Here is a 16,553-nt window from a genome sequence, read left to right as displayed (position 1 = left end):
TTCTACTTCCGCTGGTAGCCGTTCCGGGACTGCTGGGCGTCCTGGCTGTCGTCGTACTTCTCGTACGCATCGACGATACGGCCGACCAGCTTGTGCCGGACGACATCCTCGGACGTGAGCCGCGAGAAGTGGATGTCCGGAACCCCTTCGAGGATCGTCTGGACCTGGCGCAGACCCGACTTGGCGCCGCCGGGCAGGTCGACCTGGGTGATGTCACCCGTGATGACGATCTTCGAATCGAACCCGAGCCGGGTCAGGAACATCTTCATCTGCTCGGTGGTCGTGTTCTGTGCCTCGTCGAGCACGACGAACGCGTCATTGAGGGTGCGGCCGCGCATGTACGCGAGCGGCGCGACCTCGATCGTGCCCGCGGCCATGAGGCGCGGGATCGAGTCCGGGTCGATCATGTCGTGCAGCGCGTCGTACAGCGGGCGCAGGTACGGATCGATCTTGTCGAAGAGCGTGCCGGGCAGGAAGCCGAGCCGCTCTCCGGCCTCGACGGCGGGGCGGGTCAGGATGATCCGGCTGACCTGCTTGGACTGCAGGGCCTGGACCGCTTTGGCCATGGCGAGGTAGGTCTTGCCGGTACCGGCGGGGCCGATGCCGAACACGATCGTGTTCTTGTCGATCGCGTCGACATACCGCTTCTGGTTGAGGGTCTTGGGGCGGATGGTGCGGCCGCGGCTGGAGAGGATGTTCTGCGTGAGCACCTCCGCCGGCGTCTCGTCCGGGCCGTTGCCGTTGCCGCTCGCCTTGAGCATGGCGATCGAGCGTTCCACTGCGTCCTCCGTCATCGGCTGCCCGGTGCGGAGCACCAGCATCATCTCGTCGAACAGGCGCTGGACCAGGGCGACTTCCACCGCGTCACCGATCGCGCTGACCTGATTGCCCCGAACATGGATGTCGGCCTTCGGGAAGGCCTTCTCGATTACGCGCAACAGGGCGTCACCAGAGCCGAGCACCGCGACCATCGGGTGCCTGGCCGGAACGGTGAAGTGGGCTCGCGCCTGCCCCGGCGCCGGGTTCTGGGCTGTGGGTGTCTGAGTCATGGGCCGGCACTGTGGCCTGCACATACCTCCCGCTGAAGGGCCGCGCCGATCGACGACCTCCGGAGTACCAAGGGTACGACTCCGCCACGCCATCCCCGAGGGGTTTTCCACCGCCCTCTCCCGGCCCCGCCCCGGCCGGATCCGCCGCGGTCAGACCGGGTGGCGGAAGCCGATGGTCGGGACCGCCCTGCGCCGGGAGGCGGGCTCTGCGCCCGGCGGGACCAGCGCGTCCAGGAAGCCGTAGCGCGGCCGCAGGGCCTCGGGGGCCGTGCGCCACCAGTGGGCCACCTCCGGCCAGCCCGGGGCCGACAGGGAGCCGCCGAACTCCTGGACCGACAGGGCCGCCGTAAGGCCCGCGAAGGCCAGCCGGTCCGCCAGCGGCCAGCCCGCCAGGGTGCCGGTCACGAAGCCCGCCACGTAGACGTCCCCCGCCCCCGTCGGATCCAGCTCCTCCACCGCGATCCCGGGGACCTCCGCGGTCTCCCCGGTCCGGCCGTCCACCGCGTACGAGCCCTCCGCGCCCATCGTCACCACCGCGACCGGCACCTTCTCGGCCAGCGCCCGGGCCGCGGCTCTCGGACAGTCGGTCCGCGTGTACCGCATCGCCTCCCCCGCGTTCGGCAGGAAGGCCTCGCAGTGCTCCAGGTCGGGCAGGGCCCCCAGGTCCCAGCGGCCGCTCTCGTCCCACCCCACGTCCGCGAAGATCCGCGCCCCGCGCCGCGCCGCCTCCGCGATCCACGGCTCCGTCCGGCCCTGCGCCAGCGAGGCCACGGCCGCCCGGGTGCGCGGCGGGCACTGCGGGAACGGCCCGGGGCCCGCCGGGGGCGGGGCCTCGTGGCCGTGCGAGACCATCGTGCGCTCGCCCTCGTACGCCATGGAGACCGTGACCGGGCTGTGCCAGCCGGGGATGGTCCGCGACATCGACAGGTCGATGCCCTCGCCCTGCTCCAGCGCGTCCCAGCAGTACTCGCCGTAGTGGTCGTCACCGAACGCCGCGGCCAGCGAGGTGCGCAGGCCGAGCCGGGACAGGGCGGTGGCCATGTTGGCCACGCCCCCGGGGCTGGAGCCCATGCCGCGCGCCCAGGACTCCGTACCGCGCACCGGGGCGGAGTCGAGGCCGGTGAAGATGATGTCCAGGAAGACCGTGCCGGTCAGGTAGACGTCGAAGCCCGGCTCCAGGGGGCTGCGCAGCGGACCGAGCGGGTCCACGGCGGCGGCCGCGCTGTCGAGCGGGCCCATGGCTGCGCCGCGGCTGGTGCGGCTGGTGCGGCTGTCCCGACTGGTCACGGTGTTCTCCCCGGGCTGGTGCGAAGGCTCGTTTCTGCAAGCGGGCATGCGGTGGAAAGCTGCCAGCCTTGCCCGCCCCGGGCAGGGCCAAAACACAGTGTGGCGCACATCACTCTCGTGCCGCTCTTCTCCGGGTCGCCGGGCACTTGATAGACAAGGGGACCGCGGCCTCGCGGAACATCCCGCCCCACCTGCGCACCACCGGGAAGAGCCGTGTCCGACAACACCTCCGCGCCGCCCGCCGCCTGGCCCCTGGTGGCCCTCTTCACGGCCGGGTACGTCGCCCCCTACCTGCTTCCCACCGTCGTCGGACGCCTCGACGCCCATCTGCCGCTGAGCCCCGCCCAGGCCGGGCTCGTCGGCACCGCCCTGCTGCTCGGCTCGGCCACCGCCGGCTTCACCCTGGCTTCCCGGATCCCGCGCCTCGGGTCGCGCCCGCTGGCCCGGCTCGGGCTGCTGCTCGCCGCCCTGGGCTACGGCGCCGCGGCCTCGACCTCGCTGCTCCCGCTGGTCGTCGCGGGCGTGGTGGTCGGCGGCTTCGGCTCCGGGACCGCCACCGCCGTGGCCGCCGCCGGGATCGCCGGGCACCGCGATCCGCACCGCGTCTCGTCGCTCGGGCTGCTGTCGGTCTCGGCGACCGCCGGGGCCCTGTACCTGACCCTGCCGCACCTCGGCGGCGGTCACGGGCTGCCCTTCGCCGCCATCGCCCTGGTCGCGGCGCTGGCCTGGCCGGCCACCGGCCGGCTCGGCGGGCCGACCCGCCCCGGTCCTGCCGTACGGAGCTCCGGGCGGCCGCCGCACCCGCGCGCCGGGGCGGTGCTGGCGGGCTGCCTGCTGCTGTGGTCCCTGACCCAGGAGGCCCTGTGGGGCGTCAGCGGCCGGATCGGCGCCGAGCAGGCCGGACTGTCCGAGGCCGCCCTGGGCGTCGTCTTCGCGGTGGCACTGGGCGCGGGCCTGCTCGGGGTCACGGGCGCCTCCGCGTTCGGCACCCGGCTGGGGCGGGCGGTCCCGATCGGCGCGGGCACGGCGGCCATCGCGGGCTGCGTGGTGCTGACCTCCTCCGCGGACGGGCTCACCGGTTTCGCGGCCGGGGAGATCCTGTGGAACGCGGTCTACCCGGTCGTCCTGTCGTACGTGATCGGCCTCGCGGCCGCCCTGGACGCGCGCGGCCGCTGGGCGGTGTTCGCGGGCGCCGCCTCCTCGCTGGGCACGGCCTGCGGGCCCGTGGTCGGCAGCCTGCTCGCCGAGGCCTTCGGATTCCCGGGCATGGGGCTGGTCCTGGGCGGGCTGCTGCTCGCGGTGGCCGGGCCGCTGACCGCCGTCGCCCTGCACGCGGGCAGGAGCCGGGCGGCCACGGCCGGGGAACCGGAACTCCGCATCGAGATCCCGGCTCCCGCGGTCCCCACCGGAGCCGGGAAGCCCCGCCGGGTCCTGCTGCTCTCCCCGGCGGCCCGCCGCAGCCAGAAGGCCAAGGCCGAGCGCTAAGGGGGGTCTCGCCGATCATGCCGGATCAGGGAGCGGGCAGGCCCTATCCCCGCTTCGGCAGGGGGACCCGTACGAGGTCGGCGGCGATCGTCAGCTCGCCCTCGAAGCCGGCCGCGCGGGCCTGGCGTTCGAACTCCCGCGGGTCCGGGTAGCGCTGCGAGAAGTGCGTCAGCACGAGGTGCCGTACGCCCGCGTCCCGCGCGACCCGGGCCGCCTGACCGGCGGTGAGGTGCCCGTGGTCGGTGGCCAGCGCCACGTCCTCGTCGAGGAACGTCGACTCGATCACCAGCATGTCGGCGCCCGCGGCGAGCGCGTCCACTCCGGGGCACAGCCGGGTGTCCATCACGAAGGCGAAGCTCTGCCCCGGCTTGTGCTCGCTGACGTCGTCGAGCGTGACCCCGCCCAGCTGCCCCTCGCGCTGGATCCGCCCCACGTCGGGCCCCTTGATCCCGTGCCGCGCGAGCAGTTCGGGCACCATGCGGCGCCCGTCCGGCTCGGTGATCCGGTAGCCGAAGGACTCCACCGGGTGCGAGAGCCGCCGGGCTTCCAGGACGTACGAGGGCCCCTCGGCCAGCGTCCCGTCCGCGGCCACCGGCTCCTCGCCGAGCTCGACGGTCTCCCGATAGGCGGTGGCGTACCGGAGCCGGTCGAAGAACTTCTGCCCGGAGGCCGGGTAGTGCGCAGTGACGGGGTGCGGGACCCGGTCCAGGTTGATGCGCTGGATCACCCCGGCGAGTCCGAGACTGTGGTCGCCGTGGAAGTGGGTGACGCAGATCCGGTTGATGTCGTGCGCGGCCACCCCGGCGCGCAGCATCTGACGCTGGGTGCCCTCGCCCGGGTCGAAGAGGATGCCCTCGCCGTCCCAGCGCAGGAGGTAGCCGTTGTGGTTGCGGTGGCGGGTGGGCACCTGGCTGGCGGTGCCCAGCACCACGAACTCTCGTACGGACACGGTGCTATCCGGGGGGCCACTGGAGGCCGCGGCCGCCGAGGACGTGCGCGTGGGCGTGGAAGACGGTCTGGCCGGCGCCGGCGCCGGTGTTGAACACCACGCGGTAGCCGTGGTCGTCGAGCTTCTCCTCGGCCGCGATCCGCCCGGCCTCGCGCAGCAGGTCGGCGGCGACGGCAGGTTCGGCGGCGGCGAGGGAGGCAGCGTCAGGGTAGTGCACGCGGGGGATCACGAGGACGTGCGTGGGCGCCTGCGGGTTGATGTCCCGGAAGGCGAACGTCGTCTCCGTCTCCCGGACCACGGTCGCCGGGATGTTCCCCGCGACGATCTTGCAGAACAGGCAGTCCGCCTGCGGTTCCCCGGCCATTGCTTCGCCTTCCGAGACAGTGGCACGGGCGGACGGGCCGCCGGCGCCGACGATGATCAGCCCCGGCATCGTATCCGGCGCCGCCCGCGCCCTCATGTGCGTTTCGGGAGGACCCGGGACCGGGGCCAAGGGCCGGGGCTCGGGGCCGCGACCCGGGCCCGGGGCTCAGGACCAGCGGCCGGTGCGCGCCAGCAGGACCGCCGTCGCCGCCGTGCCGGCGGTGGAGGTGCGCAGGACCGAGGAGCCCAGCCGGTGGGGGTGGGCTCCGGCCTCCGCGAAGACGGCCAGCTCCTCCGGGGAGACCCCGCCCTCCGGACCGACGACCAGGACGATGGAGCCGCCGGCCGGGAGTTCGGCCGTGGCCAGCGCCCCCGAGGGGGTGTCCCGGTCCTCGTGGAGGACCATCGCCAGGTCGGCCCCGGCCAGCAGCGCCGCGACCTGCTTGGTGGACATGGCCTCCGCCACCTCCGGGAAGCGGACCCGGCGGGACTGCTTGCCCGCCTCCCGGGCCGTGGCCCGCCACTTGGCCAGGGACTTGGCGCCGCGGTCTCCGCGCCACTGGGTGATGCAGCGCGAGGCCTGCCAGGGGACGATGGCGTCCACGCCGGTCTCGGTCATGGTCTCGACGGCGAGCTCGCCGCGGTCGCCCTTGGGGAGGGCCTGGACGACGGTGATCCGGACGGCCGGTTCCGGCTCCTCCTCGATCGAGTTCAGGTCCATGACGACCAGCCGGTCCTTGCCCTCGGCTGCCTTGACCACGCCCTCCGTCCAGTGACCGCGCCCGTCGGTGAGGACCACGTCCTCACCGGGGTTCAACCGCTTCACGGACACCGCGTGCCGGCCTTCGGGGCCGTCGAGCACGAACTCCGGCCCCGCGGGGACCTCTTCGACCACGAACACGGGGGCGGTCATGACGTACTCCTGTCGTTCGTCGACTTCAACGCGGACCGGGCCTCGGCCAGTTCGGCCGCCAGCACCTCCACCAGCTCCCCCGCGGGCAGCGCCCGGGCCAGCCGGTGCCCCTGGCCCGCCCACAGGGCCATGCCCTGCGGGTCCCCGGCCGCGGCGGCCGCCTTGCGCAGGCCGGCGGTCATGTGGTGGATCTGCGGGTACGCGGCCGGGGCGTACGGCCCGTGCTCCCGCATGAACCGGTTCACCAGGCCCCGGGCCGGCCGCCCCGAGAACGCCCTGGTCAGCTCGGTGTGGGGGAACAGGGGGGCCGTCAGCGCCTGCTTGTGCAGCGGGTGCGCGCCCGATTCGGGGCAGGCCAGGAACGCGGTGCCGAGCTGCGCCGCCTCCGCGCCCGCCGCCAGCAGCGCCGCGATCTGCGAGCCGCGCATCAGGCCGCCCGCCGCGATGATCGGGATGTCCACCGCCTCCCGTACCTGGGCCACCAGCGCGAGCAGGCCCACGCCCGCCGTGCCGTCCGTCTGCGGGTCGTCGCGGTGGGTGCCCTGGTGGCCGCCGGCCTCCACGCCCTGGACGCAGACGGCGTCGGCGCCCGCCGCCCGGGCGGCGCGGGCCTCGTCGACCGAGGTGACGGTGACGACGGAGTAGGTACCCGCCTGGCGCAGGGCGGCGAGCACCGCGGGCGCGGGGCAGCCGAAGGTGAACGAGACCACGGGGACCGGATCTTCGAGGAGGATGGCGAGTTTGGCGTCGTAGCCGTCGTCGCTGGTGCCGATGATGTCCTCGTCGGCCAGGGACAGCTCGTACCAGCTGGCCTCGCCGGCCAGCTGTCCGCGGTACGCCTCCACGGCGGCCGGGTCCACGTACCCGGTCTGCGGCATGAAGAGGTTCACGCCGAACGGGCGCCGGGTGAGCGCGCGCAGCTGTTTGATCTCCTGGTACATGCCGTCGGCGGTCTTGTAGCCGCCGGCCAGGAAGCCCAGGGCGCCCGCCTCGCAGACGGCGGCGGCGAGCGGCGGACAGGAGGCGCCGCCCGCCATGGGAGCCTGCACGATCGGGTGGGGGGAGAGACCGTACGGTGCGGAGGACATGGACTGCATCGTGCCATGTCCCGCTCACCGGGCTAAATCACGGCATTCGCCTGGCATAGTCCGCTTCCCCGGCGGCGTCCGGATCAATGCGGCGAGCCCGGTCCGGGGCGTCCCCGGACCGGGCTCGTACGTGTGCCGGCAGGCCGGTCAGCGGCCGTTGAAGGCGTCCTTCAGGCGGCTGAACAGGCCCTGCTGACCCGGCGCGAACTGGCCCATGGGCCGCTCCTCGCCGCGCAGCTTGGCGAGCTGGCGCAGCAGCTCCTCCTGCTGGGCGTCCAGCTTGCTCGGGGTGGTGACCTCGACGTGGACGATCAGGTCGCCGCGGCCGCCGCCGCGCAGGTGCGTGACGCCGCGCCCGTGCAGCGGGATCGACTGGCCGGACCCGGTGCCGGGCCGGATGTCGATCTCCTCCATGCCGTCCAGGGTCTCCAGCGGGCATTTGGTGCCCAGGGCCGCGGCCGTCATGGGGATGGTCACCGTGCAGTGCAGGTCGTCCCCGCGCCGCTGGAAGGTCGGGTGCGACAGCTCGTGGATCTCCACGTACAGGTCGCCGGCGGGGCCGCCGCCGGGGCCGACCTCGCCCTCGCCCGCGAGCTGGATCCGGGTGCCGTTCTCGACGCCGGCCGGGATCTTGACCGTGAGGCTGCGGCGGGAGCGGACCCGGCCGTCGCCCGCGCACTCGGGGCACGGGGTCGGGACCACGGTGCCGAAGCCCTGGCACTGGGGGCAGGGGCGCGAGGTCATGACCTGGCCCAGGAAGGACCGGGTGACCTGCGACACCTCACCGCGACCACGGCACATGTCACACGTCTGCGCCGAGGTGCCGGGGGCCGCGCCCTCGCCGGAGCAGGTGGTGCAGACCACGGCCGTGTCGACCTGGATGTCCTTGGTCGTGCCGAAAGCGGCCTCGTCCAGTTCCAGGTCGAGGCGGATCATGGCGTCCTGGCCGCGGCGGGTCCGCGAGCGCGGGCCGCGCTGCGAGGCCTGGCCGAAGAAGGCGTCCATGATGTCGGAGAAGTTGCCGAAGCCACCCGCACCGAATCCGCCCGCGCCCGCGCCGCCGCCCGAGGAGGACAGCGGGTCGCCGCCGAGGTCGTAGACCTGCTTCTTCTGCGGGTCCGAGAGCACCTCGTACGCCGCGTTGATCTCCTTGAAGCGCTCCTGCGTCTTCGGGTCCGGATTCACGTCCGGGTGGAGTTCGCGCGCGAGGCGGCGGAAGGCCTTCTTGATCTCGTCCTGGGATGCGTCGCGGCGCACGCCGAGAACGGCGTAGTAGTCCGTGGCCACTTACGACTCCGCCAGGATCTGTCCGACGTAACGTGCCACTGCGCGTACCGCTCCCATCGTTCCGGGGTAGTCCATGCGGGTCGGTCCGACCACGCCGAGTTTGGCGACTGTCTCGCCGCCCGAACCGTAGCCGACCGAGACGACGGACGTGGAGTTCAGTCCCTCGTAGGCATTCTCATGCCCGATCCGTACGGCCATTCCCGACTCGTTGGCCTCGCCCAGCAGCTTGAGGAGCACGACCTGCTCCTCCAGCGCTTCGAGCACCGGCCTGATCGTCAGGGGAAAATCGTGTCCGAAGCGCGTGAGATTGGCGGTTCCGCCGATCATCAGCCGCTCCTCGGCCTCCTCCACCAGCGTCTCGAGCAGGGTCGAGAGCACGGTCGACACCGTGCCGCGGTCCTCCGGTTCGAAGGACTCCGGCAGGTCCTGCACGAGCTGCGGCACGTCGGTGAACCGGCGCCCGACGACCCGGCTGTTGAGCCGCGCCCGCAGATCGGCGAGCGAGGTCTCGCCGAACGGCGTCTGGCAGTCGACGAGCCGCTGCTCGACCCGGCCGGTGTCGGTGATCAGCACGAGCATGAGCCGGGCCGGAGCCAGCGACAGCAGCTCGACGTGCCGGACCGTGGACCGGGTCAGGCTCGGGTACTGGACGACGGCGACCTGCCGGGTGAGCTGCGCGAGCAGCCGCACGGTGCGGCCGACGACGTCGTCGAGGTCGACGGCGCCGTCGAGGAAGTTCTGGATGGCCCGGCGCTCGGGCGTCGACAGCGGTTTGACCCCCGCCAGCCTGTCGACGAAGAGCCGGTAGCCCTTGTCCGTGGGGATCCGGCCGGCGCTGGTGTGGGGCTGGGCGATGTAGCCCTCGTCCTCCAGCACGGCCATGTCGTTGCGCACGGTGGCGGGCGAGACGCCGAGCCGGTGCCGCTCGGTGAGCGCCTTGGAGCCGACCGGCTCCTCCGTCCCGACGTAGTCCTGGACGATGGCGCGCAGCACCTCGAGTCTGCGTTCGCTGAGCATCGCGCACACCTCCAGCTGGTCGTCGTCGCTCGTCATGGTCGGTTTGATCTGCTTCGTTGGCACTCCGGGCGTTCGAGTGCCAGAGATCCCCCGGCCAGTGTACGGCCGGGTAGTCAGGCCCTGGCAAGGGCGGCCCGCCAAGGTAGCGTCGCGGCATGGACGTGCGTTGGGAAGAGGCGGGCTGGGAGCGGCTGACCGGGCGGACCGGACGGCGACGGCTCCCGGTGTGGGATTGCACGGTGGGATTGGTGGTGGGGGACGAGTCGGTGCTCCTGATCGATCCGGGCTCGTGCGTGCGCGAAGGGGCGCAGCTGCGGGCCGAGGCGGAGCGGCTGACCGGCCGGCGCGTGACGCATATCGCATTCACGCACGGCCATTTCGATCACGTACTGGGCGTGGCGGCGTTCGCCGGGACCGAGGTGTACGGGGCCGTCGGGCTGGACGCGGAGCTGTCCACGGGCCGGGAGGAGCTGCGCGCCGGCGCGGTCGCGCAGGGGCTGGCGGAGGCCGAGGCCGCCGAGGCGGTGGACCTGCTGGTGGTGCCGAGGCATTCCGTGTCGGGCGAATGGACGCTGGAGCTGGGCGGGGTGCAGGCGCTGCTGGCCAACGTCGGGCCCGGGCACACCCCGTACGACCTGGCGGTGTTCGTGCCGGGCGAGCGCGAGACGGTGTTCTGCGGGGACCTCGTCGAGGAGTCGGGGGAGCCCCAGGCGGGCAGTGACGCGGTGCCGGCGCAGTGGCCGGCGGCGATCGACCGGCTGCTGTCGCTGGGTGGGGACGACGCCCTGTACGTGCCGGGTCACGGAGCGGTGGTCTCCGCGGACTTCGTCCGTGAGCAACGCGACACACTGGCACGGCGGTTCGGCGTGTCGGCCCCGTGAGCCCGCACTCTCTCCTACTCTCGGCCGGATGCGCGAGTACTCCCCCGATCTGACCCCGCAGTGGAAGCGCCCCAAGCCGGTGCCGGAGGTACCGGCGGACACCGACCTGGTGGTCGAGGTGGCGGGTACGGACTTCTGCGGCGCGGTGGTGGCCTGCGAGGCGGGCACGGTGACCCTGGAGGACCGCTTCGGCAAGCGGCGGGTGTTCCCGCTGGAGCCGCGGGGGTTCCTGCTGGAGGGCGCCGTGGTGACCCTGACCCGCCCCTCACGGGCGCCCGCGGCCCCCCTGCGTACGGCGTCCGGCTCGGTGGCCGTCCCGGGGGCGCGCGCCCGCGTGGCGCGCGCCGGGCGGATCTACGTGGAGGGCCGGCACGACGCGGAGCTCGTGGAGCGGGTCTGGGGCGACGACCTGCGGATCGAGGGCGTGGTGGTGGAGTACCTGGAGGGCATCGACGACCTCCCCGCGGTGGTCGCCGAGTTCGCCCCGACGGCCGACGCCCGCCTGGGCGTCCTGGTGGACCACCTGGTCCCGGGTTCCAAGGAGTCCCGCATCGCCGCGTCGGTGACCTCGTCGGACGTCCTGATCGTCGGCCACCCGTACGTGGACGTCTGGCAGGCGGTGAAGCCGTCCGCGCTGGGCATCACCGCGTGGCCGGTGATCCCGCCGGGCCAGGACTGGAAGACGGGCGTCTGCAGGGCGCTGGGCTGGCCGGAGAACACCGGCGCCGCCTGGCAGCACATCCTGTCCCGCGTGAGCTCCTACAAGGACCTGGAGCCGGTCCTGCTGGGGCGGGTGGAGGAGCTGATCGACTTCGTCACGGCATAGGGGGTGCCCAGCCGCGGCGGAGGGCGTACGGGTTCACTCCTCCGAGGGGTCAGTCCACCAGGTCGCGGACCACCGCGTCGGCCAGCAGCCGTCCGCGCAGGGTCAGGACGGCGCGGCCCGCCTCGTACGGGGCGGGCTCCAGGAGGCCGTCGGCGAGGGCGCGGCGGGAGGCCGCGAGGCCGGCCGGGGCCAGCAGGGACAGCGGGACGCCGTCCACGAGGCGGAGCTCCAGCAGGATCCGCTCCACCCGGCGGTCCTCCTCGGAGAGGAGTTCGCGTCCGGCGCCCGGGGAGCGGCCCTGCGCGAGGGCGGCGGCGTAGGCGCCCGGGTGCTTCACGTTCCACCAGCGGACCCCGCCCACGTGCGAGTGGGCCCCGGGGCCCGCGCCCCACCAGTCGGCGCCGCGCCAGTACAGCTCGTTGTGCAGGCAGCGGCCCGCCTCCGAGGTGGCCCAGTTCGAGACCTCGTACCAGTGGTACCCGGCCCCGGCCATCACGGAGTCCGCGATCAGGTACCGGTCGGCGTGCACGTCGTCGTCCGTCATCGGGACCTCGCCGCGCCGGATCCTCCGTGCCAGCTGCGTGCCCTCCTCCACGATCAGCGCGTACGCGCTGATGTGGTCCGGGCCGGCGCCGAGCGCCGCGGCCAGGGAAGCGCGCCAGTCCTCGTCGGTCTCCCCCGGCGTGCCGTAGATCAGGTCCAGGTTCACGTGGTCGAAGCCCGCCGCGCGCGCCTCCGCGACGCACGCCTCCGGCCGACCCGGGGTGTGCGTGCGGTCGAGCACCTTCAGGACGTGCTGCTTCGCGCTCTGCATGCCGAAGGAGACCCGGTTGAAGCCGCCGGCCCGCAGCTCCGCCAGGTACTGCGGGTTCACCGACTCGGGATTGGCCTCCGTGGTGACCTCGGCGTCCTCGGCGAGTCCGAACTCGTCCCGGATCGCCGCGAGCATCCGTACGAGGTCCGCGGCGGGCAGCAGCGTCGGCGTGCCGCCGCCCACGAAGACCGTCCGCACGGCCCGCGGGTCGTCGCCGAGCACCTTGCGGGCGAGGCGGACCTCGTCGATCAGGGTGTCGGCGTAGTTCTCCCGGGAGGCGAGCACGCCGCCGGTACCGCGCAGCTCGGTCGCGGTGTACGTGTTGAAGTCGCAGTACCCGCACCGCGTGGCGCAGTACGGGACGTGCAGGTAGAACCCGAGCGGCCGGTCCCCGGCACCCGCCAGGGCATGCGACGGCAGCGAGCCGTCTTCGGGCATGGGTTCACCGTCGGGCAGCAGCGTCGGCGTGCCGCCGCCCACGAAGACCGTCCGCACGGCCCGCGGGTCGTCGCCGAGCACCTTGCGGGCGAGGCGGACCTCGTCGGCCCGGCCGCTCACCGCCGCCCCCGGGCCCCTCGTACCGCCCGCGCCGCCGCCCGCGGCCGCGCTACGCCTCGCGCGAGCCCTCGTACATCTCGTCGATCAGGTGCTTGAACTCACGCTCGACGGCCGGCCGCTTCAGCTTGAGGCTGGGCGTGAGGTCGCCGTGCTCCACGTCGAGGTCGCGGGGCAGGATCCGGAACTTCTTGACCGTCTGCCAGCGCTGGAGGCCCTCGTTCAGCGTCTGGATGTACGTCTCGATCAGCCGGTTCGTCTCCGCCGCGGCCAGGACCTGGGCGTACGTCTTGCCCTCCAGCCCGTTCTCGGCGGCCCAGCCCATGATCGACGGCTCGTCGAGGGCGACCAGGGCGGCGCAGAAGTTCCGGTCGGCGCCGTGCACGACGATGCTCGACACGTACGGGCAGATCGCCTTGAACCGGCCCTCGATCTCGGCGGGCGCGACGTACTTCCCGTTCGAGGTCTTGATCAGGTCCTTCTTGCGGTCCGTGATGCGCAGGTAGCCGTCGGGCGAGAGCTCGCCGATGTCGCCCGTGTGCAGCCAGCCGTCCTCCTCCAGCACCTCGGCGGTCTTCTCGGGCTGCAGGTGGTAGCCCTGCATGATGCCGGGGCCGCGCAGCAGGATCTCGCCGTCGTCGGCGATGCGGACCTCGGTGCCGGGGAGCGGCTTGCCGACGGTGCCGGTGCGGTAGGCCTCGCCGGGGTTGACGAAGGAGGCCGCGCTGGACTCGGTGAGGCCGTAGCCCTCGAGGATGTTGATGCCGGCGCCGGCGAAGAAGTAGCCGATCTCGGGGGCCAGCGCGGAGGCGCCGGAGACGGCGGCGCGCAGCCGGCCGCCGAAGGCCTCGCGGAGCTTGGAGTAGACGAGCGCGTCGGCGATCTTGTGCTTGGTGGCGAGGCCGAAGGGGACCGCGGGGCTGCCGGTGCGCCGGTGGTTGTCCTGGCTGGTCTTGGCGTACTCGCGGGCCACGCCGACCGACCACTGGAAGATCTTGTACTTGGCGCCCCCGCCGGCCCGGGCCTTGGCGGCGACCCCGTTGTAGACCTTCTCGAAGATGCGGGGGACGGCCGCCATGTAGGTGGGCTGGACGACCGGCAGGTTCTCGATGATCTTGTCGATGCGGCCGTCGACGGCGGTGACGTGCCCGACCTCGATCTGTCCGGAGGTCAGGACCTTGCCGAAGACGTGCGCGAGCGGCAGCCACAGGTACTGGACGTCGGTGCTGGAGATCATCCCGGTGGCGACGGTGGCCTTGGCCATGTACGACCAGTTGTCGTGCGGGAGCCGTACGCCCTTGGGACGGCCGGTGGTGCCCGAGGTGTAGATGAGGGTGGCGAGCTGGTCGGCGGTGATGGCCGCGATCCGCTCCTTGACCGCCTCGGGGTGCTTGGCGAGGTACTCCCTGCCGCGCGCCTCCAGGTCGGCGAGGGAGAGCACCCAGCCTTCCGGATCGCCGGCGGCCGGTACCGCGTCGGCGGCCTCCACGACCACCACGTGGGCGAGCTCGGGCAGCTCGGCGCGGCGCTCGCGGGCCTTGGCGAGCTGGGAGGCGTCCTCGGCGATCAGCACGCGGCTGGCCGAGTCGGAGAGGATGAACGCCGATTCCTCGGCGTTGGTGCTGGGGTAGATCGTGGTCACCGCGCCGCCGGCGCACATGACGCCGAGGTCCGAGAGGATCCACTCGACGCGGGTGTTGGAGGCGAGCGCGACCCGGTCCTCGGGCTGCAGGCCCAGGTCCAGCAGGCCGGCGGCGATGCCGAAGACCCGCTCGGCCGCCTGTCCCCAGCTCAGCGACTTCCAGTCGTCGGGGCCGCTGCCGCCGGCCGCGGGCACCGGGAACCGGTAGGCCTCGGCGTTCGGCGTGGCGGCGACACGCTCAAGGAACAGGGCCGCCACGGTGGGCGGGCGGTTCTCGATCAAGGTCTGTGTGTCGCTCACGGACGTCCTCCGGACCACGCGGCAGGGCGTGTCATTCAGGGGCTTGTAACTGGCGAGTAACCATCGAGCAGTGATCAGACTAGGTCTCCACCGGCCGGGGCGTAAGGGTCCGCGAGCGGCCGATTCATAACGAAACAAGCCCCCGCGCATCCGCGCGGGGGCTTGTCTCACACGACGCCGGTCGCGGCGGCTACTTCTTCTTGCCGCCGGACTCGTCGCTGGAGAGGACGGCGATGAAGGCCTCCTGGGGCACCTCCACCGAGCCGACCATCTTCATGCGCTTCTTGCCTTCCTTCTGCTTCTCCAGCAGCTTCCGCTTACGGGAGATGTCACCGCCGTAGCACTTGGCGAGGACGTCCTTGCGGATGGCGCGGATGGTCTCGCGGGCGATGACGCGCGAGCCGACGGCCGCCTGGATCGGCACCTCGAAGGCCTGCCGCGGGATGAGCTCGCGCAGCTTGGCGACGAGCCGCACGCCGTACGCGTACGCGGCGTCCTTGTGGGTGACGGCGGAGAAGGCGTCGACCTTGTCGCCGTGCAGCAGGATGTCGACCTTGACCAGGCTGCCGGACTGCTCGCCCGTGGGCTCGTAGTCGAGGGAGGCGTATCCGCGGGTCTTGGACTTCAGCTGGTCGAAGAAGTCGAAGACGATCTCCGCGAGGGGGAGGGTGTAGCGGATCTCGACCCGGTCCTCGGAGAGGTAGTCCATGCCGAGCAGCGTGCCGCGGCGGGTCTGGCAGAGCTCCATGATCGCGCCGATGAACTCGGTGGGCGCGAGCACGGTGGCCCGGACGACCGGCTCGAACACGTCCGAGATCTTGCCCTCGGGGAACTCGCTCGGGTTGGTGACCGTGACCTCCTTGCCGTCCTCCAGGACGACGCGGTAGACCACGTTCGGCGCGGTGGCGATCAGGTCGAGGCCGAACTCGCGCTCCAGGCGCTCGCGGACCACGTCCAGGTGCAGCAGGCCCAGGAAGCCCACGCGGAAGCCGAAGCCCAGCGCCGCCGAGGTCTCCGGCTCGTAGACGAGCGCGGCGTCGTTGAGCTGGAGCTTGTCCAGGGCCTCGCGCAGGTCGGGGTACTCGGAGCCGTCGAGCGGGTACAGGCCCGAGAAGACCATCGGCTTCGGGTCCTTGTAGCCGCCGAGGGCCTCGGTCGCGCCGTTGTGCAGGCTGGTGATCGTGTCACCGACCTTGGACTGACGGACGTCCTTCACGCCGGTGATGATGTAGCCCACCTCGCCGACGCCGATGCCGTCGGCCGGGGTCATCTCCGGGGAGGAGACGCCGATCTCCAGCAGCTCGTGGGTGGCGCCGGTGGACATCATGCGGATGCGCTCGCGCTTGTTGAGCTGGCCGTCGACCACACGGACGTACGTGACGACACCGCGATACGAGTCGTAGACCGAGTCGAAGATCATCGCGCGGGCGGGGGCGTCCTTGACGCCGACCGGGGCCGGGACGGTGGCGACGACCTTGTCGAGCAGGGCGTCCACGCCGAGACCGGTCTTCGCGGAGACCCGCAGGACGTCCTCGGGCTGGCAGCCGACGAGGTTCGCGAGCTCCTCGGCGAACTTCTCCGGCTGGGCGGCCGGCAGGTCGATCTTGTTCAGGACGGGGACGATCGCGAGGTCGTTCTCCATCGCCAGGTACAGGTTGGCGAGGGTCTGGGCCTCGATGCCCTGTGCGGCGTCCACGAGGAGGACCGTGCCCTCGCAGGCGGCGAGCGAGCGCGAGACCTCGTACGTGAAGTCGACGTGCCCGGGGGTGTCGATCATGTTGAGGATGTGCGTCTGGCCCTGGCCCTCGCCCACGGTGGGCGCCCAGGGCAGTCGGACCGCCTGGGACTTGATCGTGATACCGCGCTCACGCTCGATGTCCATGCGGTCGAGGTACTGGGCGCGCATCTGCCGCTGGTCGACGACGCCGGTGAGCTGGAGCATCCGGTCGGCGAGCGTCGACTTGCCGTGGTCGATGTGCGCGATGATGCAGAAATTGCGGATCAGCGCCGGGTCGGTACGGCTCGGCTCGGGCACGTGGCTGGGGATCGCGGGCACGCAGTGTCCTGATTCTCGGGTCGCAGTCGGAAGCGTTTCCG

14 protein-coding genes are annotated in these 16,553 nt (G+C 72.5%); 3 read left to right on the top strand and 11 right to left on the bottom strand.

Features of this window, described 5'->3' with window-relative positions:
• Positions 1-2: 2 nt before the first annotated feature.
• Together K7B10_RS26755 and K7B10_RS26750 are read right to left on the bottom strand one after the other, a co-directional pair.
• Complete coding sequence (locus K7B10_RS26755) at positions 3-1,049, bottom strand: PhoH family protein (RefSeq protein WP_229339817.1); 1,047 nt, start codon at positions 1,047-1,049, stop codon at positions 3-5.
• A 150-nt stretch (positions 1,050-1,199) separates the two neighbouring features.
• The gene (locus tag K7B10_RS26750) at positions 1,200-2,288 is read right to left on the bottom strand and encodes a carbohydrate kinase family protein (protein ID WP_229345438.1); all 1,089 of its coding nucleotides are present in this window, start codon (positions 2,286-2,288) and stop codon (positions 1,200-1,202) included.
• A 261-nt stretch (positions 2,289-2,549) separates the two neighbouring features.
• Here K7B10_RS26750 and K7B10_RS26745 point away from each other — a divergent pair, with 261 nt between their 5' ends.
• Positions 2,550-3,821, top strand: coding sequence for an MFS transporter (locus K7B10_RS26745; RefSeq protein ID WP_229339815.1), 1,272 nt, complete (start codon positions 2,550-2,552; stop codon positions 3,819-3,821).
• A gap of 43 nt (positions 3,822-3,864) precedes the next feature.
• On the opposite strand, the gene K7B10_RS26740 is transcribed toward K7B10_RS26745, so the two are convergent.
• The 6 genes from K7B10_RS26740 to hrcA all read right to left on the bottom strand — a co-directional run bounded on the left by K7B10_RS26740 (position 3,865) and on the right by hrcA (position 9,438).
• Positions 3,865-4,770 (bottom strand): ribonuclease Z, encoded by a 906-nt coding sequence (locus K7B10_RS26740; RefSeq protein WP_229339813.1) that lies wholly within the window; start codon positions 4,768-4,770, stop codon positions 3,865-3,867.
• Between the two features lie 4 nt (positions 4,771-4,774).
• On the bottom strand, positions 4,775-5,134 hold the full coding sequence (locus tag K7B10_RS26735; RefSeq protein ID WP_229339811.1) for a histidine triad nucleotide-binding protein: 360 nt from the start codon (positions 5,132-5,134) through the stop codon (positions 4,775-4,777).
• 165 nt (positions 5,135-5,299) lie between these two features.
• Positions 5,300-6,046, bottom strand: a complete 747-nt coding sequence (locus K7B10_RS26730; RefSeq protein ID WP_229339809.1) for a 16S rRNA (uracil(1498)-N(3))-methyltransferase — start codon at positions 6,044-6,046, stop codon at positions 5,300-5,302.
• Positions 6,043-7,134, bottom strand: coding sequence for a nitronate monooxygenase (locus tag K7B10_RS26725; RefSeq protein ID WP_229339806.1), 1,092 nt, complete (start codon positions 7,132-7,134; stop codon positions 6,043-6,045). The genes K7B10_RS26730 and K7B10_RS26725 overlap by 4 nt, the downstream gene beginning before the upstream one ends.
• A 147-nt stretch (positions 7,135-7,281) precedes the next feature.
• Positions 7,282-8,421 (bottom strand): molecular chaperone DnaJ, encoded by a 1,140-nt coding sequence (gene dnaJ, locus K7B10_RS26720; RefSeq protein WP_229339804.1) that lies wholly within the window; start codon positions 8,419-8,421, stop codon positions 7,282-7,284.
• A complete protein-coding gene (gene hrcA, locus K7B10_RS26715) occupies positions 8,422-9,438 on the bottom strand; it encodes a heat-inducible transcriptional repressor HrcA (RefSeq protein ID WP_229345436.1) in 1,017 nt (338 codons plus the stop codon).
• Positions 9,439-9,593: 155 nt separating this feature from the next.
• Between hrcA and K7B10_RS26710 the strand changes: the two genes are divergently transcribed.
• Both K7B10_RS26710 and K7B10_RS26705 read left to right on the top strand, forming a co-directional pair.
• Positions 9,594-10,319, top strand: a complete 726-nt coding sequence (locus tag K7B10_RS26710) for an MBL fold metallo-hydrolase (RefSeq protein ID WP_229339802.1) — start codon at positions 9,594-9,596, stop codon at positions 10,317-10,319.
• A gap of 28 nt (positions 10,320-10,347) precedes the next feature.
• Positions 10,348-11,145, top strand: a complete 798-nt coding sequence (locus K7B10_RS26705; protein WP_229339800.1) for a DUF3097 domain-containing protein — start codon at positions 10,348-10,350, stop codon at positions 11,143-11,145.
• A gap of 49 nt (positions 11,146-11,194) precedes the next feature.
• On the opposite strand, the gene hemW is transcribed toward K7B10_RS26705, so the two are convergent.
• The 3 genes from hemW to lepA form a co-directional block, all read right to left on the bottom strand.
• On the bottom strand, positions 11,195-12,397 hold the full coding sequence (gene hemW, locus K7B10_RS26700; RefSeq protein WP_229345433.1) for a radical SAM family heme chaperone HemW: 1,203 nt from the start codon (positions 12,395-12,397) through the stop codon (positions 11,195-11,197).
• Positions 12,398-12,566: 169 nt separating this feature from the next.
• On the bottom strand, positions 12,567-14,456 hold the full coding sequence (locus K7B10_RS26695) for an AMP-dependent synthetase/ligase (protein WP_229339798.1): 1,890 nt from the start codon (positions 14,454-14,456) through the stop codon (positions 12,567-12,569).
• A gap of 190 nt (positions 14,457-14,646) precedes the next feature.
• Positions 14,647-16,512 (bottom strand): translation elongation factor 4, encoded by a 1,866-nt coding sequence (lepA, locus tag K7B10_RS26690; RefSeq protein ID WP_229339796.1) that lies wholly within the window; start codon positions 16,510-16,512, stop codon positions 14,647-14,649.
• Between the last annotated feature and the right edge of the window lie 41 nt (positions 16,513-16,553).

The sequence above is a fragment of the Streptomyces flavotricini genome (genome assembly GCF_020639365.1).
GTDB classification, from domain to species: domain Bacteria; phylum Actinomycetota; class Actinomycetes; order Streptomycetales; family Streptomycetaceae; genus Streptomyces; species Streptomyces flavotricini.
The sequence above is the reverse complement of the archived record's forward strand: the minus strand, read 5'-3'. Positions and strand labels throughout refer to the sequence as shown.